This is a genomic window from Micromonospora sp. NPDC005324, from assembly GCF_040607155.1.
GTDB classification, from domain to species: domain Bacteria; phylum Actinomycetota; class Actinomycetes; order Mycobacteriales; family Micromonosporaceae; genus Micromonospora; species Micromonospora trifolii.
On record NZ_JBEXGE010000052.1, the window covers coordinates 16029 to 36974 of the forward strand.

At 73.1% G+C, this 20946-nt stretch carries 21 protein-coding genes; 14 read left to right on the forward strand and 7 right to left on the reverse strand.

Features of this window, described 5'->3' with window-relative positions; translation table 11 throughout:
- Positions 1–37 precede the first annotated feature (37 nt).
- Complete coding sequence (locus tag ABZS40_RS33190) at positions 38–1015, reverse strand: DUF2267 domain-containing protein (protein WP_354948181.1); 978 nt, start codon at positions 1013–1015, stop codon at positions 38–40.
- Positions 1016–1215: 200 nt separating this feature from the next.
- Here ABZS40_RS33190 and ABZS40_RS33195 point away from each other — a divergent pair, with 200 nt between their 5' ends.
- Entirely contained in the window at positions 1216–1530 is a 315-nt protein-coding gene (locus tag ABZS40_RS33195; protein WP_238679016.1) for a hypothetical protein, read from the forward strand.
- 74 nt (positions 1531–1604) lie between these two features.
- On the opposite strand, the gene ABZS40_RS33200 is transcribed toward ABZS40_RS33195, so the two are convergent.
- Positions 1605–1763 carry a hypothetical protein gene (locus ABZS40_RS33200; protein ID WP_354948183.1) on the reverse strand — a complete coding sequence of 53 codons (159 nt, stop codon included), beginning with the start codon at positions 1761–1763 and terminating at the stop codon, positions 1605–1607.
- Positions 1764–1871: 108 nt separating this feature from the next.
- Here ABZS40_RS33200 and ABZS40_RS33205 point away from each other — a divergent pair, with 108 nt between their 5' ends.
- The 4 genes from ABZS40_RS33205 (at position 1872) to ABZS40_RS33220 (ending at position 4449) form a co-directional block, all read left to right on the forward strand.
- Positions 1872–2804, forward strand: coding sequence for a cobalamin-dependent protein (locus ABZS40_RS33205; RefSeq protein ID WP_354948185.1), 933 nt, complete (start codon positions 1872–1874; stop codon positions 2802–2804).
- A 116-nt stretch (positions 2805–2920) separates the two neighbouring features.
- Positions 2921–3268, forward strand: a complete 348-nt coding sequence (locus ABZS40_RS33210) for an STAS domain-containing protein (protein ID WP_354948187.1) — start codon at positions 2921–2923, stop codon at positions 3266–3268.
- A 98-nt stretch (positions 3269–3366) separates the two neighbouring features.
- Complete coding sequence (locus ABZS40_RS33215; protein WP_330441079.1) at positions 3367–3813, forward strand: response regulator; 447 nt, start codon at positions 3367–3369, stop codon at positions 3811–3813.
- Between the two features lie 114 nt (positions 3814–3927).
- Positions 3928–4449 carry an ATPase gene (locus tag ABZS40_RS33220; RefSeq protein WP_354948189.1) on the forward strand — a complete coding sequence of 174 codons (522 nt, stop codon included), beginning with the start codon at positions 3928–3930 and terminating at the stop codon, positions 4447–4449.
- A 30-nt stretch (positions 4450–4479) separates the two neighbouring features.
- Here ABZS40_RS33220 and ABZS40_RS33225 read toward each other — a convergent pair whose 3' ends face one another.
- The 3 genes from ABZS40_RS33225 to ABZS40_RS33235 form a co-directional block, all read right to left on the reverse strand.
- The gene (locus tag ABZS40_RS33225) at positions 4480–5331 is read right to left on the reverse strand and encodes a hypothetical protein (protein ID WP_354948191.1); all 852 of its coding nucleotides are present in this window, start codon (positions 5329–5331) and stop codon (positions 4480–4482) included.
- A 384-nt stretch (positions 5332–5715) separates the two neighbouring features.
- Complete coding sequence (locus ABZS40_RS33230; RefSeq protein WP_354948193.1) at positions 5716–6141, reverse strand: OsmC family protein; 426 nt, start codon at positions 6139–6141, stop codon at positions 5716–5718.
- A gap of 70 nt (positions 6142–6211) precedes the next feature.
- A complete protein-coding gene (locus tag ABZS40_RS33235) occupies positions 6212–7159 on the reverse strand; it encodes a serine/threonine-protein kinase (protein ID WP_354948195.1) in 948 nt (315 codons plus the stop codon).
- A gap of 200 nt (positions 7160–7359) precedes the next feature.
- On the opposite strand from ABZS40_RS33235, the gene ABZS40_RS33240 reads away from it, so the two are divergent.
- From ABZS40_RS33240 to ABZS40_RS33260, 5 genes are all read left to right on the forward strand, one after another.
- On the forward strand, positions 7360–7590 hold the full coding sequence (locus ABZS40_RS33240; RefSeq protein WP_354948197.1) for a hypothetical protein: 231 nt from the start codon (positions 7360–7362) through the stop codon (positions 7588–7590).
- 113 nt (positions 7591–7703) lie between these two features.
- A complete protein-coding gene (locus ABZS40_RS33245; protein ID WP_091408175.1) occupies positions 7704–8450 on the forward strand; it encodes a response regulator transcription factor in 747 nt (248 codons plus the stop codon).
- A complete protein-coding gene (locus ABZS40_RS33250; protein ID WP_354948199.1) occupies positions 8428–9930 on the forward strand; it encodes a HAMP domain-containing sensor histidine kinase in 1503 nt (500 codons plus the stop codon). The genes ABZS40_RS33245 and ABZS40_RS33250 overlap by 23 nt, the downstream gene beginning before the upstream one ends.
- Before the next feature lie 44 nt (positions 9931–9974).
- Positions 9975–12146, forward strand: coding sequence for a glycosyltransferase family 39 protein (locus ABZS40_RS33255; RefSeq protein ID WP_354948201.1), 2172 nt, complete (start codon positions 9975–9977; stop codon positions 12144–12146).
- Entirely contained in the window at positions 12143–13399 is a 1257-nt protein-coding gene (locus tag ABZS40_RS33260; protein ID WP_354948203.1) for a glycosyltransferase, read from the forward strand. The genes ABZS40_RS33255 and ABZS40_RS33260 overlap by 4 nt, the downstream gene beginning before the upstream one ends.
- Positions 13400–13527: 128 nt before the next feature.
- Here the strand turns inward: ABZS40_RS33260 and ABZS40_RS33265 are convergent, their stop codons facing one another.
- Entirely contained in the window at positions 13528–14376 is an 849-nt protein-coding gene (locus tag ABZS40_RS33265) for an arginase family protein (protein WP_354948217.1), read from the reverse strand.
- A 199-nt stretch (positions 14377–14575) separates the two neighbouring features.
- On the opposite strand from ABZS40_RS33265, the gene ABZS40_RS33270 reads away from it, so the two are divergent.
- From ABZS40_RS33270 to ABZS40_RS33285, 4 genes are all read left to right on the forward strand, one after another.
- Positions 14576–14725 (forward strand): hypothetical protein, encoded by a 150-nt coding sequence (locus ABZS40_RS33270; RefSeq protein ID WP_165947858.1) that lies wholly within the window; start codon positions 14576–14578, stop codon positions 14723–14725.
- A gap of 17 nt (positions 14726–14742) precedes the next feature.
- Complete coding sequence (locus ABZS40_RS33275; RefSeq protein WP_354948205.1) at positions 14743–16173, forward strand: class I SAM-dependent methyltransferase; 1431 nt, start codon at positions 14743–14745, stop codon at positions 16171–16173.
- Complete coding sequence (locus ABZS40_RS33280) at positions 16166–18169, forward strand: sulfatase-like hydrolase/transferase (RefSeq protein WP_354948207.1); 2004 nt, start codon at positions 16166–16168, stop codon at positions 18167–18169. The genes ABZS40_RS33275 and ABZS40_RS33280 overlap by 8 nt, the downstream gene beginning before the upstream one ends.
- A 186-nt stretch (positions 18170–18355) precedes the next feature.
- Positions 18356–19639 (forward strand): citrate synthase, encoded by a 1284-nt coding sequence (locus ABZS40_RS33285; protein ID WP_354948209.1) that lies wholly within the window; start codon positions 18356–18358, stop codon positions 19637–19639.
- Positions 19640–19857: 218 nt separating this feature from the next.
- Here the strand turns inward: ABZS40_RS33285 and ABZS40_RS33290 are convergent.
- A partial coding sequence (locus ABZS40_RS33290) for a glycosyltransferase family 4 protein (RefSeq protein WP_354948210.1) occupies positions 19858–20946 on the reverse strand: 1089 nt, incomplete at its 5' end.

Consider the following 20946-nt stretch of genomic DNA (forward strand, 5'->3'; position numbering starts at 1 on the left):
CCCCGGTCCGCCGGCCCGCCGATGTCGTGGTAACCGGTCAGCCGCCGGCCATCCCGGCACCCACCTCGTCGATAGCGTCGTCGATCTGGCGGGCGAGGTCCACGTCGAGCGCGGTGACCCCGTTGGCCTGGTTGGTCCGCACCGTCAGCACGGCGGCGGTGTCGCCCGGACGCCCGATGCTCGGGCCGCGGCCGTTGTCCTGGCGCAGCCGGTCGAGCCGGGCGAGCACCCGGTCCAGGTTGTCGGGCGGCAGCGCGACCACCCGGTAGAGGCCCTGGCTGTCGCCGGCCCAGTAGGGCAGGTCGTCCAGCGCCGCGCTGATCTCGTCGGCGTCCAGGGTGGGTGTGGTGGTGGAGGCGCCCACCAGGCCGCCGCCGGCCTCCGGCGGGTTCAGCAGGTCGCGCAACCCGTCGGGTACGTGCAACGACTCGACCAGGTCGCCGTCCTGCTCGGCGAGCGCGGCGATCGTCGCCTCGGCCTGGTACCGGGCCTGCTCAGGCGTGTTGCCGCTGATCCGGCCCACCTCGGCCAGGAAGCCCGGCAGATCCTGGTGCCGTTCGATGCCGTCGACCGGCACCACGTCGTGCAGCGACGCCGGCACCGCGGCGAGCAGCCGCTGCCGCTCGGCGGCCTCCAGGGCGAACGCGAGGACCAGCACAGTCGCCTCGGTGCCCACCTTGGCGGTCTTGAAGTCGACCCCGGCGCGACGACGGACCTCGTCGACCAGGTCGTGGTAGCCCATGCTGTTCACACCGGCCGCGCCGCTCGGCGGGGACGGTTGGGGTCGCGGGTTGTCGGCGCTACCGACGGGCGGCGGTGCCGGTCCACCGCGCGTGGTGTCCGACTTGTGCGGCCCGGCCGCTGGCGGGCCGGCGCGCTTACCCGCATCGAGGCTCGTGAGCTGCTTGGACGCGCTCAGGCTGGCGCCGATCTCGCTGGGCTGGCGATTCTGTTCCCGGGCCTGCCGGGCCAGCGCCCGGCGCCTCTGGTTGTCGCCCTCCATCTGCTTGCGCATGCTGGCATCCCTTCCGCTGGGGATCGTGGCTGCGCCAGTCGCCTTCCCGCCGTCCCGGAGAACGAAACGGAGGCCGCCGGCCGGGTCGGACCGGCCCGCGCCACGCTTCATCCGGCGGGGGTGAGGGGTGCTCACCCGCACGGCCCGCACGATCGGGTCAGGACCGGAGTTCTTCCGACGTACGCGGAAGGAAGGTCGTCATGAAGGAAGTTGTCGAGATCGTCCCCGCTCGACCCGGTTGGTACGCCCGCTGGCAGCTGACACCCGAGGTCACCAGGTGTTACCCGGTGAGCCTGTGGGCGCTGCTCGAGGAGGCCGACGGAACGGGCCGCGAGGTGATCGGGATGGACTGCATCGGTCAGTGGCCCGGTGCGGACGACAACGAGGCGGGTGGGCAGTTCGTCCGCTACCTGTACCAGACGCCCGATTCGGGGAAGCCGGAGGACGTGGACGCGGCTCCGATCGGCGAGCTGCGTGAGGACGGCCCCCGGCTCCAGCCGATGACGGCGCCCTAGACATTCCTCCGGCCCCCGACCCCAGGTCCCAGGGTCGGGGGCCACCCCGTTCGCTCACGGGGGTGGCCTGCGGGTCAGCCGATGGCGCGCACGTCGTCGTCGGCGCTGAGCCCGGAGGAGTCGCAGAGGGTCACCCCGGTCAGGTCGACCAGCACCGGGGCCGGATGCCCGCGCCGGCCCTGGCCGAACGGGTCGAGCAGCTCACCTGCGACTGGTTGGCGCAGGGCGACCACGACGACATCGCCGTGCTGGCGCTGCGGGGCGCCCGGCCTGAACGGGCGCGGGGCGCGGCACCTGCACGCGGTGCCCGCCGGCGTCGACCAGACAGAGGGGACCGCCGCGTGACCGCCGCCACGGCCACCACCGACCTCGGCGAGGCGTACTCCGGATACCTGGACCACCTCGCCGACGCCGACGAGTACGCCGCGACCGACCTGGCGATCGGCCTGCTCGACGCGGGCGTCCCGGCGGAGCGGGTGCTGCTCGACCTTGTCGCCCCCGCCCAGGCCGAGGTGGGCGAGCGATGGGCGCGCAACGAGTGGAGCGTCGCCCAGGAGCACGCGGCCACCCACATCAGCGAGCAGGTGGTGGCGGCGGTCTCCGCGCACGTCAAACCGCGGCCGACCGGCGGCCGGGTCGTTGTCGCCTGCATGGACGGCGAGTGGCACGCGCCGCCGCCCCGGCTGGTGGCGGAGGTGCTGCGGTTACGCGGGTGGCAGGTGACCTTCCTGGGCGCCAGCGTCCCCGCGGCGCACCTCGTGTCGTACCTGCACCGCTACGACGCGCACGCTGTCGCGCTGGCGTGCGCGCTGCCGATGCGCCTGCCGTACGCCCACCGGATGATCGAGGCCTGCCGCCGCTCGGACGTGCCGGTGGTGGTCGGCGGGCGTGGGTTCGGCACGGACGGCCGGTGGGCGCGCCGGCTCGGGGTGGCCTGGGCGCCGGACGCGCCCTCGGCGGCCGAGCTGATCGCCGACGAGCGGGCGCTGCGCGGGGTGCCGGCGGCCCGGGCGTACACCGCCGCGCAGCTCGACGCGACAGTGAGCGACCTGGGCCACATAGCGGATTTTCTGGCCGCGGCGGTCTACGTCGACGACCCCTCGTTGTTCACCGAGTTCGTGGAGTGGCTGTCGGGGATTCTGCGCAGTCCTGGGGTGCCCGCCGGGGCGGTCGTCCTGCCGTTGGAGCACTACGCCGCCGCGTTGCGGGACTTTCCCCGGGCGGCGCGGGCGCTGGCGCTGGGATGCGCGGCGCTGCCGGGCCTGGCCCGCTGACCGACCCGCCGGTGGCAGCCGGATCGATCACCGCGCTCGGCGGCGGGCGATGCAGCTCTGCGTATACTTGCCGGACTGCAAACGTCCCACCCGAGGGTGGAGCGAGGGGGAGAACGGTGACGTTCAGCGTCAATCACGTCGAGCGCGACGGTGGTGGCGCCTGCCTGCGGCTCGTGGGCGAGCTGGACCTGAGCACCGCCCCCGAGCTGACCGCCGCTATCGACCGGCTCACCGCGGCGGGCGAGACCCGGGTGCTGCTCGACCTGACCGACCTCACGTTCTGCGACTCCACCGGAATGGCCGTGTTCGTCCGGGGCGACAATCGGGCGGCGGCCGACGGGGGATGGCTGCGGCTCACCGGTGCCCACGGGCGGGTCGAGCGGGTGCTGCGCGTCACCGGCCTCGCCGACGTGTTGCGCTACGAACCGGAGCCGGTCGACCCCGCGTCCCGCAGTGCTTCCTGATGGGCTAGATTTCCCCGCCAGCATTTCCCCGCCAGCATTTCCCCGCCAACGCGGTGACCGTCAGGGTCCCGTCCCCGCCGACTCCGAGGCAGGTAGTGATGGGCGTAGACAGCCCGCAGCCGGTACGCATCCTGGTGGTCGACGACGACCCGGGTGACGTGCTCATGATCGAGGAGGCGCTGGCGGACTCCGACGTCGAGAAGATCATCGACGTGGTGAGTGACGGCGAGGAGGCGATGGAGTTCCTCCGCGCCGAGGGCCGGCACGAGCAGGCCCGCCGACCGGACGTGATCCTGCTGGATCTGAACATGCCGCGGATGGACGGTCGGCAGGTGCTCGGGGCGGTCAAGCAGGACGAGGATCTGCGGACCATCCCGATCGTCGTGCTGACCACCTCCAACGCCGACACCGACATCGTCGGCAGCTACACCTTGCAGGCCAACGCGTACGTCACCAAGCCAATCGACCTGGACGACTTCAACGACGTGGTCCGCCGCATCGACGAGTTCTTCGGCCGGGTCGTCGTGCTGCCCAAGCGGGTCTGACGCCCGCGCCACCTGCGCGCATGCTGAACATTTTCCCCGAACCCCCTCGGCGCGAGCGGTCGCGGCCGAGGATCCAGGTGGGGAAGTAACAGCAGCTGCCTGGGGGGCGACAGTATGAGGTTCTCCGTCGTTGAGACCGGTTACGACCAGCGGCAGGTGGATTACTGCCTGGACGAGTTGGGGGTCCGGTTGTCCCGGCTCGCGGCGCGGGCCGAGGGCGCGGCCGGGGCGGCCCGGGAGTGGGACGAGATCCGGCAAGAGGCGGCCTGGCTCAGCGGCCTCCTGCAACGGCTGGACCTGGGCGACGTCGCCGCCACCCGGCACGCCGGTGACGCGGTGCGGCGCGAGGCGGCCGAGATCCGGGCCCAGGCCCGCGCCGAGCTGGACGAGGCCCGCGAGGAGGCACGGCGGGTGCGGGAGCGGGCGTACGCGGAGGCCGTGCAGGCCCGACGTGACTTCGAGGCGGCGTTGGACGCTCGTCGACGGCGCGAGGTGCGGGTGGACGAGATCCTCAGCCAGGTGACGGCCGACCAGGTGCCCGCCGACACCCCCACCGCGGCCGCCGGGGTGCCGGGCAGTCGGGTCGGGGCCGGCGGCCTGGACGCGGGCGTGGAGCCTCCGCCCGGTCGTCGCTGAGACGTGCGGGCGCGGGCGTCGGTGCCCGGCTCAGGCGGTGAGCGCCGCCGCGACGGTGGTCGCGCGATCCTCGTGCTGGGCGTAGGCGTCCGGGTAGGCGGAGATCTGCACGGACTGCGCGGCGGCGGTCACGCTCATGTCCTGCCAGCCGGGGATCTCGTTGAGAGCCGTGTAGAAGGCCCGCGCGGCGTACGACGGGCGCATCAGCTGGGCCACAGTGCCCCAGCCGCTGCTGGGCCGCTGCTGGAACAGCCCGACCGAGTCGTGGTCGGAGCCGCTGCCCTGGTTCGGGTACTCCGCCGACTCCGGCAGGACGTCGCTGGCCAGGTTGTAGAGGTTGCTCTCCTGCATGGCGGTGGACAGTGCCACCACCAGGGCCCGACGCGGCATCTTCATCTCCAGGCCGACGTCCACGATGATCTTCGCGTTGTCCATCTGTGCCTGGTCGAGGCCGGCGACCGGCCGGGGGCGGCGGGGCTTGACCGGCTTCTTGGGAGCCTTGCGGACGGCGGTGGGGGTGGGCGTGGGCTTGGCCGTCGGGCTGGGCGGCAGGATCCGGGCGGGGGCGGCGTCGCGGTCCAGCGACCGGGAGGCGCGTTCGTCGGCGATGGCGGCGCGGTCGGCCACCGCCTCGGCGAGCGGCTCAACCGGGCGGGGGGTGTCGTCGTTGCCGCGCGCGGTGGCGACCGCGACGAGGCTGAGGCAGCAGGTGACACCGGTGGCCAGCGCCACCCGCACCGGGGTCGAGCCCAGCAGGGTACGCCGCGACGATTCGGCGGCGCGGTGACGGCCGATCGTCCGTTCGGTTGATGTGGCGTCGTCCGAAAGGGTGCTCGGGCGCGCTTCGGTCAGCTTCTGGTCGGAGGGGTCGTCGGGAGGCACCTGCCGAGGCTAAAGAGCTGAATGCCCGATGCCACCAGCCCGTACGGTGGCATGCGCCACAATTTGCCCTGATCATGCCGACTTTAGCGGGCAAACCACGAGCGAAGCTCATCAACCTCGCGGATCACTCCAGACGGTTATTCCCGACTTGCCGGCCACATCCGGTCGCCCCGCCACTCTGCCGGCCGAGCCCGCAGCCATGTCAGCCGATCACCCGAACACCCGAGGCACCCCTCCACCAACCGGCCCCCCGTCGCTCCAAGATCCCCGCCCTGCTCCGCGATCTTGCGCTTGCTGTCGCGACGTAAGGGGGCATCCCCCTGATACCGACGACCGAAAGTGCAAGATCGGCGCGGTGGGGAGCGGGCAGACCCCGGGGCGGGTTTAGTGTCGGCCGTTCTCGGCTGGGGTGACGGTCAGGCGGTGTCGGCTGGCGTCGCTGCTGGAGAACGGCCAGAGCCGGTCGGCGTACTCGACCAGGTCGGCCAGTTGCTCTCGGCTCAGACCGGCTGAGGAGATCTCCGCGTGCACGTCGGCCCGGTATCGACCGTCGGTGTCGCGCCCCAGCTTCGCCTCCGCCCGGACCTGTACTGTGTGCGCCTCGTCGGTGATCTCCCCGGCCACCTCCACCGCCGCGTGGTGCAGGCAGGAGGCGAAGGCCGCGGCCAGCAACTGCTCCGGGGTCAGCCCGGTGCAGTGCGGCGCCAGCGGTGAGGCCAGCGCGGTGGAGAGCCCGCCATCGTCGGTGCGTACGTGACCGCCCTCGGCGGTCGCTGTGGCCTCACGCAGCCAGGAACTCTGATCCGGCATCGCGTTTCTCCCGTCGCTCACCAGGCCGGCTACCCCTTCGCCGCCCGGCGAAACGCCGCCTGTCGTCGGGTCAGCGCCCGGCGGGCAGGTTCGGCTCGTCCACCAGCGACACCGCCTCGGTGGCCTCCGCGGCGGCCCGTTCGGTCCACGGCGACGTCGGGGCCGGCCGGCGGGTCGTCGGGATCGTCATCGGCACGTACACCCGGGCGTCCACCGCCTCGGCCAGCAGCAGCGCGGCGACCAGGCTGGTCGGACGCTGCTCGGGGTCGTCGGCGAGGCAGGAGTGGCACAGCTCGGCAACCTCCGGCGGGAGCCCGGCGATGTCGGGCAGCGGCTCCGGTGGCTGACGGCGGCGGACGTGCAGCAGTTCGCTGGCGGTCGCCGCGCGGTAGGGCAGGTGGGCGGTGAGGCTGTAGTAGAGCAGCACGCCGAGGGCGTACATGTCGGCGGCGGGGGTGGCCGGTGCCTCGTCCAGCTGTTCGGGCGCCAGGTACGCGGGGGTGCCCAGCACCATTCCGGTCGGCATCGGGTCCGACGCGCCGGCGGCGATGGCGATGCCGAAGTCGAGCACCTTCACCCCGACCGGGGTGAGCATGACGTTGGCCGGCTTGACGTCCCGGTGCACGATGCCCTCGGCGTGCGCGGCGGCCAACGCGGCGGCGACCTCGGCGCAGACCCGCACCGCGATCTGCCAGTCCAGCGGCCCGGCGCGCAGGTGCACGGCGAGCGTCTCACCCTCGGCCAGCTCCATGACGATGTAGGGAACCGTTCGGCCGGGCCACGTCGAGGAGGTGCCGAAGTCGTGCACGCTCGCCACGTTGGGGTGCTCCAGGCGGGCCGCCGACCGGGCCTCCGCCCGGATCCGGTCCACGGTGCCGTTCCGATCGTCGCGACCGGGCAAGATGAGCTTCACCGCGACCGGCCGGTCCAGCACCTGGTCGTAGGCGCGCCACACCTCGGACATCCCGCCCACACCGATGCGCTGCTCGAGCCGGTACCGCCCGTCCAGCATCCGCATCGACCACTCCTCGTCCTCGCCCCGCCGACGGCGGATGCTGAGGTGCCGGTACCCGGGCGCCGAGCTGGGCAAACCGGAGCCGGATTCGGGGTGGACGGACCCCGCGCACCTCGCTGCGCCACGGCGGTGGGTGCGGTAGCTTGCGAGCCAGAGCCGGTGTCACCGATTGTGCCGGCACGGTCACCCGAGGGGACGCCGCGATGAGCGAGGTCACCGTACGCTTCGTCGGCGGGCCCGCGGACGGCCTGGTCCGGCTGCTGCCGGCCGGGTCGGACGGCACCCCGCCCCAACGTTGGATCATGCGGCACCCGGACGGCACGGGCCCGGTGCAGCCCGGCCCCGACCACCTCTACGAACGCGACCGGCCCGACGAGGCCGGCGGCTGGAGCATGCGGTTCGTGCGCACCGACGCGTACGGGGTGTCCGAGTGACCACGAGGCGGGGCTGAGCGGTGGTGTCGCCGGCGTCGCGTCGGCCCGGCCGCACAGCTCGCGCACAGCTTCCGCAGGGGCGCGGCACAGGCGTGGCGGCCACCATGGGGTCCATGGTCATGAATGGGCAGGCCGCGCCGAGCCGGATCGAGCTGCGTCGCCCCGACGGTGAACCCGTCCGGGTGCTGGTGGTCGACGACGAACCCACGCTCACCGACCTGCTGTCGATGGCCCTGCGCTACGAGGGCTGGCAGGTCCGCACCGCCGGTAACGGCATGGCGGCGTTGAGCACCGCCCGACAGTTCCAGCCGGACGCCGTGGTGCTCGACGTGATGCTGCCCGACCTGGACGGCTTCCAGGTGCTGCGCCGGCTGCGCGAGCACGCCCCCACCGTGCCGGTGCTCTTCCTGACCGCCCGTGACGCGGTCGAGGAACGCATCGCCGGGTTGACCGTCGGCGGCGACGACTACGTGACCAAGCCGTTCAGCCTGGAGGAGGTGATCGCCCGGCTGCGCGCGCTGCTGCGCCGCTCCGGGCTGGCGATCGCCGCCCGGGAGGAGGCGGTGCTGACGGTCGGTGACCTCAGCCTCGACGAGGACAGCCACGAGGTCCGCCGCGCCGGCCAGCTCGTCACCCTCACCGCGACCGAATTCGAGCTGCTGCGTTACCTGATGCGCAACCCGCGCCGGGTGCTCAGCAAGGCGCAGATCCTCGACCGGGTGTGGAACTACGACTTCGGCGGCCAGGCCAACGTGGTGGAGCTGTACATCTCGTACCTGCGCAAGAAGATCGACGCCGGTCGGGCGCCGATGATCCACACGCTGCGCGGCGCGGGTTATGTCCTCAAACCCGCCGAGTAGGCGCCCGCTGCGCGCCGCCCGCGGGTGGCTGGCCGGGCGCTCGCTGCGTACCCGACTGGTGTTCGCCCTGCTCGCGCTGCTGGCGTTGGTCAGCGTCGCCATCGGTGGCCTGACCACCGTGGCGCTGCGACACTTCCTGATCGACCGGCTCGACGCCCAGTTGGCCCCCGCCACGGCCATGCGCGGCGACCGGCCGGGACGGCCCGCGTTCCCCGGCAACGGACCGGGCATCCCACAGGGGTTGCCGTCCGGCGCGGTGGTCGCCGAGATCACCGACGGCCGGGTGACCAGCGCCCGGACCCTGACCAGGAGCGTCTCCAGCGCCGATCCGTTCCCCGACGAGCAGACCGTCGCGGTGGGGGAGGTCGCCGTGCTGGCGGACCTGCCGGTCGACGCCAGGCCGCGCACCGTCGACCTCGGCGATCGCGGTGACTACCGGGCCGTGGCCCGGCAGTACTGGGACGGCCGGGTACGCGTCGTCGCGATCCCCCTCTCCGGCGTCCAGGAGACCGTCTGGGCGCTGGTCGCCGCGCAGGCCGGGGTGGCAGCGGTCGGGTTGCTGCTCGCCGGTGTGGCGGGCGCGCTGATCGTGCGGGCGACCCTGCGACCGCTCAACCGGGTGGCCGCCACCGCGACCCGCGTCACGGAGCTGCCCCTGGACCGGGGGGAGGTGGCGCTCGCCGTCCGGGTCCCGGCCGCCGACACCGACCCGCGTACCGAGGTCGGTCAGGTCGGCGCGGCGCTGAACCGGATGCTGGGCCACGTCGCCGACGCGCTCTCCGCCCGGCAGGCCAGCGAGACCCGGGTACGCCAGTTCGTCGCCGACGCCAGCCACGAACTGCGGACGCCTCTCGCGGCGATCCGCGGCTACGCCGAGGTGGCCCGGCGTGGCCGCGACGAGGTTCCCGCCGACGTGGCGCACGCCCTGCGCCGGGTGGAGTCGGAGAGCACCCGGATGACCAGCCTCGTCGACGACCTCTTGCTGCTGGCCCGCCTCGACACCGGCCGGCCGCTCGCTGTCGAACCGGTGGACCTGACCGCTCTCGTGGTGGACGCGGTCAGTGACGCGCACGTCGCCGGCCCCGAACACCGCTGGCAGCTCGAACTGCCCGAGGTGGTGATCCGGGTGCCCGGCGACGCCGCCCGGCTGCACCAGGTGGTGGCAAACCTGCTCACCAACGCCCGGGTGCACACCCCGCCCGGCAGCACCGTCACCACCACCCTCGCGGTCGACGCCGCCAGCGCCGTCCTCACCGTCGCCGACGACGGGCCGGGGGTGCCGGTGGAGCTGCAACCGGAGATGTTCGAGCGGTTCGCCCGGGGCGACAGCTCCCGATCCCGCGCCCACGGCAGCACCGGCCTCGGTCTCGCGATCGTCGCGGCGGTGGTGGAGGCACACCACGGCACGGTAGGGGTGCAGAGCCGTCCAGGTCGGACCGTGTTCACCGTCCGGCTGCCGAATCCCACAGCTGACGCATAGTTCGCACACGGCGTCGCGCCAGGCGAGCCCTCAAGGCTGGCCGCGTGGACAGAACCGAGACCCTGTTGCCGGCAGCCGCCGCACCCGAGCCGCCACCTGCCGCACGCCCCGACGAGCACTCGCCGCCGACGCGCCGCTCGCCGGCCTGGGCTCGGCCCGCGCTGGCGATCCTGCTGCTCGCCACCGGCCTGCTTTACGTGTGGGGCCTGGGCGCGTCCGGCTGGGCGAACTCGTTCTACGCGGCGGCCATGCAGGCCGGCTCGGTGAGCTGGAAGGCGTTCCTCTACGGCTCGTCGGACGCCGCCAACTCCATTACCGTCGACAAGACACCCGCGTCGCTGTGGCTGATGGCCCTGTCCGTGCGCGTCTTCGGGTTGAACAGCTGGGCGATGCTCGTGCCGCAGGCGCTCTGCGGGGTCGCCTCGGTCGGCGTGCTCCACGCGACGGTGAAGCGCTGGTACGGGCCGGCCGCCGGTCTGATCGCCGGGGCGGTCCTCGCCCTCACCCCGGTGGCGACGCTGATGTTCCGGTTCAACAACCCCGACGCGCTGCTGGTCCTGCTGCTGGTCGCCGGGGCGTACGCGACCGTGCGCGCGCTGGAGACGGCCAGCACCCGGTGGATCGTGCTGGTCGGTGTGCTGGTCGGCTTCGGCTTCCTCAGCAAGATGTTGCAGGCGTTCCTGGTGGTGCCGGTCTTCGCCGGCGTCTACCTGCTGGCCGCGCCGACCGGGCTGTGGCGGCGGGTCCGGCAGCTGCTGCTGGCCGGGTTGGCGGTGGTGGTCTCAGCCGGCTGGTGGGTGGCGCTGGTCGAGCTGGTGCCGGCGAGCGCCCGCCCGTACATCGGCGGTTCGCAGGGCAACAGCATCCTGGAGTTGACCCTCGGCTACAACGGCCTCGGCCGGATCACCGGCGAGGAGGTTGGCAGCGTCGGCGGCGGTGGCGCACGGCCGGGCGGCGGCGGTGGCCCGTTCTCCGGGCAGGACGGCGTGCTGCGGATGTTCGGCGGCGAGATCGGTGGTCAGGTCTCCTGGCTGCTGCCGGCCGCGCTGATCCTGCTGGTCGTCGGCCTGCTGCTGGCCGGAAGGGCGGCCCGCACCGACCGCACCCGGGCCGGCCTGCTGCTCTGGGGTGGCTGGCTGCTGGTCACCGGTCTGATCTTCAGCTTCATGTCCGGGATCTTCCACGCCTACTACACGGTCGCGCTCGCACCGGCGATCGGCGCGCTGGTCGGCATCGGCGTGACGCTGCTCTGGCGGCAACGCCGACTGCTGCCCGCGTCCGCGTCCGCCGAAGCTGGTACGCGCTGGCGGCGATGGCGTCCCCTCGCGGCCACGGCGACGCTCGCCGGCACCCTCGCCGTCACGGTCTGGTGGGCGTGGGTGCTCCTCGGACGCAGCCCCGACTGGCACCCGTGGCTGCGGACCACAGTGCTCGCCGCCGGTCTGGTCGGCGCGGTGCTGCTCCTGTTGGTCACCCGACTGCCCCGCCGGTTGGTGCCGGTGGTGCTGGGCCTCGGCGCGGCGGCCGCCCTCGCCGGCCCGGTGGCGTACGCGGTGCAGACCGCCGCGACCCCGCACACCGGGTCGATCCCGAGCGCCGGCCCGTTCGTGGCGGGCGGGTTCGGCCGGGGCGGTTTCCCCGGCGGGCGACCGCCCGGCGGCATGGAGCTGCCGGCCGGCGGCCAGTTCCCGGGCGGCTTCCCGAGCGGTGGCCAATTCCCCGGCAGCGGCCAGAACGGCGGACAGGGGCCCGGCTCCCCCGGCGGTGGTCGTAACGGCGCACCCGGCTTTCCGGGCGGTGGCCAGGTCCCCGGCGGCCAGGGGCGCCCGGCCGGTGGGGGAATGGGTGGGCTGCTCGACGCCCGTGAGCCCAGCACCGCGCTACGCGAGCTGCTGGAGCACGACAGCGCCGACTACACCTGGGTGGCGGCGACCATCGGCTCGAACAACGCGTCCGGCTATCAGCTCGCCACCGGCGAACCGGTGATGCCGATCGGTGGCTTCAACGGCAGCGACCCGTCACCGACCCTCGCGCAGTTCCAGCGGTACGTCCGCGACGGAAAGATCCACTACTTCGTCGGTGGCGATGGCTTCCGGGCCAACGGCGGCAGCTCGGCCTCCCAGGAGATCGCCGCCTGGGTCGCGGAGACGTTCACCGCGCAGACCGTCGACGGGGTCACCGTCTACGACCTCAGCGCCGGTACGGAGGCGTCGTGACCGCGCTGGGCGGACCACGGGCCGCCGTCCGGGCCCGACCCACCGCCGCCGTGCTGGACGTGGTGATCCCGGTCTACAACGAGGAGGTCGACCTCGGGCCGTGCGTACGGCGGCTGCACGCCCACCTGAGCGCGAACTTCCCGTACCCGTTTCAGATCACCATCGCCGACAACGCCAGCGTCGACGACACACTGAAGGTGGCCGACGGCCTCGCCGGTGAGCTGCCCGGCGTCGAGGTGCTGCACCTGGACGCCAAGGGGCGGGGGAGGGCGCTCTCCGCCGCCTGGTCGGCGTCGTCCGCGCCGGTGCTGGCGTACATGGACGTGGACCTCTCCACCGACCTGGCGGCGCTGTTGCCACTGGTCGCGCCGCTCATCTCCGGTCATTCCGACCTGGCGATCGGCACCCGGCTGGCGCGTACCTCCCGGGTGGTGCGCGGCGCCAAGCGAGAGGTGATCTCGCGGGCCTACAACCTCCTGCTGCGCGGGGCGTTGGCGGCGCGGTTCTCCGACGCGCAGTGCGGGTTCAAGGCGATCCGCGCCGACGTGGCCGCAGAGCTGCTGCCGTTGGTACGGGACACCGGCTGGTTCTTCGACACCGAGCTGTTGGTGCTGGCCCAGCGGGCCGGGCTACGCATTCACGAGGTGCCGGTGGACTGGGTCGACGACCCGGACAGCCGCGTCGACATCGTCGCCACCGCCCTGGCCGACCTGCGTGGCGTGGGCCGGCTGGGCCGGGCGCTGCTGACCGGCGCGCTGCCCCTGGCCGACCTGCGCGCGCAGGTCGGCCGGGCGCCGCTCACCGCGCCGCCTGCCCAATCCGGCCAGGCCCAGCTCGGCCAGGCCCAGCCGGGGCAGGTGCCGGTCGGGTTGCCCCGGCAACTGGTTCGGTTCGCGGCGGTCGGGGTGGCGAGCACGCTCGCATACCTGCTGCTGTTCGTGGCGACCCGGGGCATGCTCGGCGCGCAGCCGGCGAACCTGCTGGCGCTGTTGGTGACCGCGGTGGCGAACACGGCCGCGAACCGGCGGCTGACGTTCGGCATCAGCGGACGCCGGCACGCCGGCCGGCATCACGCGCAGGGGCTGCTGGCCTTCGCCCTCGGTCTGGCGTTGACCAGCGGGTCGCTGGCCGTGCTGCACGCGGTCCACGCCGTGCCCGCCCGGCCGGTGGAGCTGGCCGTGCTGGTGGCCGCGAACCTCGCCGCCACAGTGCTGCGGTTCGTGCTGCTGCGCCTCGGCATGCACCACCGCTAGCCCTCCAGCCCTCGTCGATCTTGCACTTACTGCCCCGACAATCACTCGCGAAAGGGACGTTCTGACCGCCGCAAGTGCAAGTCGACGGGGGCTGGGGGCCGCACCGCCGCACCTGAGTCACCGGCCGGTCAGCCGACCAGCATCTCGGTGAGGACCTCGACGACGCGTCGGGTGTGCCGCCCGTCGGGGTCCTCGTCGGTGTTCAGGTCGGTCACGCTCATCCCGAGCAGCCGGTCGGCGCGGGCCAACGGCGTGACCAGCGCGATCAGGTCGGCCCAGCGCGGCCCGTCCGGCTCGGGGTAGGTCACCGCGGGCAGGTCGCGCGGGTCCACCACGTCCAGGTCGAGGTGCAGCCAGGCCGGTCCGTCGCCGTCGGCGGCCAGGCCCGCGCCGACCGTCGCCGCGCCCCGACGCAGCAGCTCGGGTGCGTTGACCTGGTGGATCGCCGGGTCGATCCGGGCCGCCTCGACCCGGCTGCTCTCGTCGGTGGCCGGGCGGTGCCCGAGCAGGTGGACGCGGCTCGGCTCGATCAGTGCGCCGCCGGGGCCGACGGCGGCGGCCGGGCCGTTGCCGGTGACCACCGAGAGGTCCATGTCGGCGGCCTCACCGGTCGGCGAGGTCGTGCCGTCGAGGAAGTCCGGGTGGGCGTCGACGAACCACAGGTCGGTCGCCGGGGGCAGGCCCCGGCAGATGCCGGGCAGGATCGCGCAGTCGCCGCCGAGCACCAGTGGCCGGTGGCCGTCCGCGATCAGCGCGCCGATCCGCGCGGCGATGGCGCCGCCGGCCCGGACCAGGTCCGCCGCGCCGATCACCCCGCTGGTGGGGTCGCGGGTCGGGTCGCGCAACCGCGCCTCGTCGATCCGCCCGTCGTCGTCGGCGGCCAGGGCCTCGCGCAGGCCGGCCCGGCGCAGCGCGGCCGGGGCCCGCTCCTCGCCGCGCCCTGCGCCGGAGGAGTCCAGCGGCGCGTCCACGATCATCCAGCGCACGTCCGCAGCGTACCGGCGCGGCCGGTCGTCCCGGCCGCATTCTGTGGTGAGGCTGGGAGTACGCCGATGTGCCCGCGACGGCGAGGACGACCGGCGTACGGTGAGGGACAAGTCCGGCTTTCTGGGTCAAAAGCCTCATCGGTGTACGCCTGGGACGCCGGTGTCGAGGCGGCGAGGCAAGGAGCGATCGGTGGAACATCTGGCCTACCTGGACGCGGGGTCCGGCAGCCTGATCGTGCAGGCGGTCGTCGGCGGGGTGGCGGGTGCCGCGGTCGCCGCGAAACTCTACTGGCGACGGCTGGTCGACCGGTTCCGCCGGCAACCCACCGACCAGCGCTGAGCGGGCCAGCCCCGACGATGGCGATCTCACCCACCGAGGTACGGCCCGAGCCGGCCTCCTTCCGCGACCCCGCCAACAGGGTCTTCCACGTCGGCGACGAGGTGCTGCGCGGGCTGGACCCCCAGGCCGCCGAGCACTGGCGGGCACTGACCGGCAGCACGTTCTTTCCGGCGCTCGTCGCCGCGCGCAAGGTCTGCGCCACCGAGGACGCCCCGCCCACACTGGTGCCCGCCGCGACCGGAACCCCGTGGGCCGCCGTACTGCGCCACGAGCGCATCCCGTTCGTCTCCCACCCGTACGAGTGGTCGTTCAGCATGCTGCGCGACGCCGCCCTGCTGCACCTGGAGATCCTGACCGCCGCGCTCGGCGAGGGTTTCACCACCAAGGACGGCTCGGCGTACAACCTCCAGTGGCGCGGCTCCCAACCGGTCTTCATCGACATCGGCTCCTTCGAGCCGGTCCGTGACGGCGAACCGTGGGCCGGCTACCGGCAGTTCTGCCAGACGGTGCTCTACCCGCTGATGCTCACCGCCCACCTGGGCGTCGACTTCCAACCGTGGCTGCGCGCCCGGGTCGACGGCATCGAGGCCGACGAGCTGCGGCCACTCTTCAACGGGGCCCGCCGGCTGCGCCCCGGCGTGCTGACCCACCTGCACCTGCACGGGGCGATGCAGCACCGCAACGCCGCCGCCAGCACGACCGAGGTCCGCGACCAACTGCGGGCCGCCGGTTTCTCCCGGGAGCTGCTGCTCGCCACCGTCCGCGGCATCGAGAAACTGGTCCGCAAGCTGGACCGCCGCCCGCCCGAGAGCCACTGGTCGGACTACCAGCGCACCTGCGGCTACTCGGCCCGCGACCGGGTGGCGAAGGAGCAGTTCGTGGCCACCGCTGTGGCCGCCGGCACCCGCCCCCGCCTGGTGCTCGACCTCGGCGCCAACGACGGCCGGTACTCCCGGCTGGCGGCCGGGCACGCCGACTACGTGGTCGCCGTCGAGCAGGACCCGAGCGTCGTCGACGAGCTGTACCGGCAGCTGCGCTCCGAGGGGCAGCGCCGCATCCTGCCGCTGGTGCTGGACCTGGCCGACCCGTCGCCGGGTGGCGGCTGGCGGGGCGTCGAGCGGGCCGGCTTCGCCGAGCGGGCGTCCGCCGACGTGGTGCTCGCCCTGGCCGTGGTGCACCACCTGGCGATCGGGCGCAACGTGCCGCTGCCGGAGGTCATCGACTGGCTGGCCGGGCTGACCGCGCCGGGCGGCGCTGTGGTGGTGGAGTTCGTCCACCCGGAGGACCCGATGGCGACCCGGCTGCTGGCCAACAAGCCCGCCGGCCTCTTTCCGGACTACCGACGCGACACCTTCGAGACGTTGCTCGCCGCCCGAGGGCGCATCACCGACCGGCTGGAACTGCCCTCGGGCACCCGCACGCTCTACCGGACGGTGATGGGTGGCTGAACCGCTGTGGGACCGGGGCTGGCGAGGTGAGCTGGGCCGGCTGCTGGAGATCGTCGCGCTGGTCGGTCTCGTGGTCACCCAGCCGCTGCTGGACGTGCTCGGCCGCAGCCCCGACTTCTTCCTCTTCCACCGCGCCGACCCGGCCCAGATCCTGCTGCTGCTCGCCCTGGTGACGGTGCTCCCCACAGTCGCGGTGGCGGTGCTCGGCGCGCTCAGCCGACTGGCCGGCCGGACCGCCCGCGCCCTCACCCACACCGCGCTGGTCGGGCTGCTGGTCGCCGCCCTCGCCGTGCAGGTGGGCCGACACGTCACGCCACTTCGGGGCGTACCCCTGCTGCTGGTGGCAGTGCTGGCCGGAGCCGCCGGCGCAGCCGCGCACCGGCGGTGGCGGGCGCCGGGGCGGGTGCTGCGACTGGCCGCCGCCGGCCCGGTGGCCTTCGTGGCGCTCTTCCTGCTCGCCTCACCCACCTCGGCGGTGGTCCTGCCGCGCGGCGACGGCGGCGCGGCCGGCACCGCGCAGGGCTCGGCCGTGCACCCGCCGGTGGTCATGCTGATCCTCGACGAGCTGCCGCTGGTCAGCCTGCTCGGCGCGGACGGGAAGATCGACGCCGGGAGGTACCCGCACTTCGCCGAGCTGGCCGGCGGCTCCACCTGGTACCGCAACTCCACCGGCGTCAGCGGGTGGACGCCCAACGCGCTGCCGGCGATGCTCACCGGCCGCTACCCGGCCAAGCCGGTCGCCCCGCACTACTCGCAGTACCCGGACAACATCTTCACCGCCTTCGGCGGCCTGTACGACATCCGCGCCGAGGAGAGCATCACCCGGCTCTGCCCACCCAGCCGCTGCGAGCAGCCGGTCACCCCGGAGCAGGGGCTCGGCGTGCTGGTCCGGGAGACCGGCAAGCTGCTCGGCCGGGTCGCCGGGCCGACGGAGAGCGCTGTCGACCCGGAGGACTCCTACCGCGAGCAGACCCGCGCCGAGGCCGGCCTGGACGCTGCCGAACCGGTGCCGGCCGACCCGAAGTTCCGCTGGGACAGCCTGGACGACAACCAACCGGCCCGGTTCACCAGCTTCCTGGCCGGGCTGAAGCCGACCAGCCGGCCCACCCTGCACTTCCTGCACCTGCTGATGCCGCACTCGCCGTGGGCGTACCTGCCGTCCGGGGCGCGCTACGACGCCCCCGAGGACCTGCCCAACGACGGCGCCGGGTGGGTCGACCTGGCCCGGCAGCGGCACCTGGCCCAGCTCGGCTACACCGACCGGCTGATCGGCGAGACGCTGCGGACGCTGCGCGCCAGCGGCCTCTACGACCAGGCCCTCGTCGTGGTGACCGCCGACCACGGGGTCAGCTTCCGCCCCGGCGCGCAGGGCCGGGGCATGGACGCCATCAAGGCCGCCGCCGGCGAGGTCGCCTGGGTGCCGACGTTCGTCAAGGAACCCCGGCAGCAGACCGGCCGGGTGGACGACCGCAACTGGGAACACGTCGACCTGCTGCCGACAGTGGCCGACGAGGCCGGCGTCCGGTTGCCCTGGCGGGTCGACGGGCGCTCCGCCCGGCAGGCCCCCCGCACCGACGGTACGAAGCACTTCTACGACCGCCCCGGCGAGCCGGTCACCTTCCCCGGTGGCGTGCCCGCGCCGCCACCCCTGCCGACACCCCACCCCCTGGTCGGCACCGAGGTCCGTGCCGGCCCGGCCGCCGGCAGCGCCCGGGTCGCCGACCTGGCCGCGTTCACCGCCACGGACCCGGACACCGGCACCCTCCCGGCGCTCGTCTGGGGAGACGTCCCGGACCGGATCCCGGACGGCACCCTGCTCGCCGTCGCCGTCAACGGCCGCATCGGGGCCGTCGTCCCGGTGGTGCCGGCCGACCCCGGCGGACGCCGGTTCGCCGCGCTGCTGGCCGACGACAAGCTGTTCCACGCCGGCACCAACCAGCTCGACGTCTTCCAGGTCGCGACGGACGGTACGCTGCGACGCCTCACCCTCTCCTGACCTGGCTTCCGGGTTCGGTCCGGTCCGGTCCCGTCTGGCGGGATGCCGGGTTTCCCGGCCGCCCGGTCGGGAATCGGGTGACGCATACCTCACCGCCGAACCACGGCGGGCGTTGTCCCCCGAGCCGCAATTACGGTAGAAGCGAAGGCAATTCAACGTAGATCTGCCGGCGAAGCGAGGAACCACATGACGGAAGTCAAGCTCGATCACCCCGGTGGGCAGCTGTCGATGCCGGTGCATCCTGCGGTCGAGGGCCCCGCCGGTATCGGGGTGAGCAAGCTGCTGAAGGAAACCGGGATGACCACGTACGACCCCGGTTTCGTCAACACCGCCGCTGCCTCATCAGCGATCACCTACATCGACGGCGACGCGGGCATCCTGCGTTACCGGGGCTACCCGATCGAGCAGCTGGCCGAGAAGTCCTCCTTCCTGGAGGTCTCCTACCTGCTCATCTACGGTGAGCTGCCGACCGAGCAGCAGCTGACCGAGTTCACCGAGTGGATTCGGCGGCACTCGCTGCTGCACGAGGAGATGCGCCGCTTCTTCGACGGCTTCCCCCGGGACGCCCACCCGATGGCGGTGCTCTCGTCCGCGGTGAGCGCCCTGTCCACCTTCTACCAGGACAGCCTGGACCCGTTCGACTCCGAGCACGTGGAGATCTCCACGGTCCGGCTGATGGCGAAGGTCCCCACCATCGCCTCGTACGCGTACAAGAAGTCCATCGGTCAGCCGCTGCTGTACCCGGACAACTCGCTCGGGTACGTGGACAACCTGCTGCGGATGACGTTCGGCGTGCCGGCGGAGCAGTACGAGGTCGACCCGGTGATGTCGAAGGTGCTGGACATGCTCTTCGTCCTGCACGCCGACCACGAGCAGAACTGCTCCACGTCGACAGTCCGCCTGGTCGGCTCCAGCAACGCCAACCTGTTCGCCTCGGTCTCGGCCGGCGTGAACGCGCTGTTCGGCCCGCTGCACGGCGGCGCCAACCAGGCGGTGCTGGAGATGCTCCAGCAGATCCACGCCGGCGACGGCGACGTCCGGTCCTTCGTCCGCAAGGTCAAGGACAAGCAGGACGGCGTCAAGCTGATGGGCTTCGGCCACCGGGTCTACAAGAACTACGACCCGCGGGCGGCGATCGTCAAGAAGGCCGCGCAGGACGTGCTGGGCCGGATGGCCAAGCCCGACCCGCTGCTGGACATCGCCATGGAGCTGGAGGAGATCGCCCTTGCCGACGACTTCTTCGTCTCCCGTCGGCTCTACCCGAACGTGGACTTCTACACCGGCCTGATCTACAAGGCCATGGGTTTCCCGACCAAGATGTTCACAGTGCTCTTCGCGCTCGGCCGGCTCCCCGGCTGGATCGCCCAGTGGCGCGAGATGATCAGCGACCCGGAAACCAAGATCGGCCGTCCGCGGCAGGTCTACGTCGGCTCCGCCGAGCGGGACTACGTCCCCTTCGGCGAGCGCTGACCTCCGCCGCACGCACCAATTTTCGCACCACCGCAGGCCGTCGGCCCGATCCGGGTCGACGGCCTGCGTCGTTCCCGCCCTCGCCAGGATCCCTGATGAGCGTGATGCCTGTGCGTCATCAGAATGACTCACAGGCATCAGGCTCAATCAGGACGAGGCCCACTGGCCGACGAGGGCTGTTCCGGCTCCGCAGGTGGCGTCACCGCGCGGCGTGCACCTCAGCGCAGGCCGGCGGCGGCGAGCAGGTTGCCCTCGGGGAGCGCCGGGAGGGCCCGACCCTGCGACATCCGCTGCTCGGCGCGTTCGGCGGTGAACGCGGCGTCGTGGTGGATGGCGGCCGCGTAGCTGGCGGCGGTGTGCTGGGCGATAGCGGCCCAGCCGTACTGGTCGTGGACCATCCGGCGGGCGCGGCGGGCCATGACGCGGGAACGGTCGGGGTCCGACAGCAGCGCGTCCACGGCGTCGGTGAGGCTGTCCGGGTCGTGCGGGCGGAAGGTCATCCCGGTGACGCCCGGTTCGACGATCTCGCCGAGGCCACCGGTGGCGGCGACGGCCAGGGGAGCGCCGGCCGCGGCGCCCTCCAGGGCGACCATGCCGAACGGCTCGTAGATGCTCGGCACGACGAAGCAGTCGGACGCGGCCATCAGCGCCGGCAGGTCGGTGCCGCCCAGGAAGCCCGGCATGGTGACCATGCCGCCGAGGCCGCTGCGGTGCACCTCGGCCTCCAGTTCGGCGCGGTACGGGCCGTCGCCGGCGATCACGGCACGCAGCCCGGGGTGCCGCTCGCGCAGCCGGGGCAGCGCGGCGATCAGGTGCTGGACGCCCTTCTCGTACACGAGGCGGCCGGCGAAGGTGACCAGCGGGCCGTTCCCTGCGAAGCGGGCGCGGGCGGCGGCCACGGCACGCGCGGGCACCCGCCAGCGGCGCGGCTCCACGCCGTTGGCGACCACGTCGACCCGCCCGGCCGGCACGCCGAAGAGCGCGTTCACCTCGTCGCGCATGTACCCGGAGCAGACGATCACCCGGTTGGACTCGCTGCTGAGCCACTGCTCGACGCTGTGGATGGTGCGGTTCATCTCCTCCGGCAGCCAGCCCTGGTGCCGGCCGGCCTCGGTGGCGTGGATCGTGCTGACCAGCGGGATGTCCAGGTGGTCGCGCAACGTCATGGCGGTGTGCGCGACGAGCCAGTCGTGGGCGTGGACGACGTCGTACGAGCCGGCCTCGGTGGCGCGCAGGGCGGTGCGGGTGAGGGTGTGGTTGAAGGCCATCGTCCAGGCCAGCAGCGAGCCGGTGGCGAGGGGGAAGGT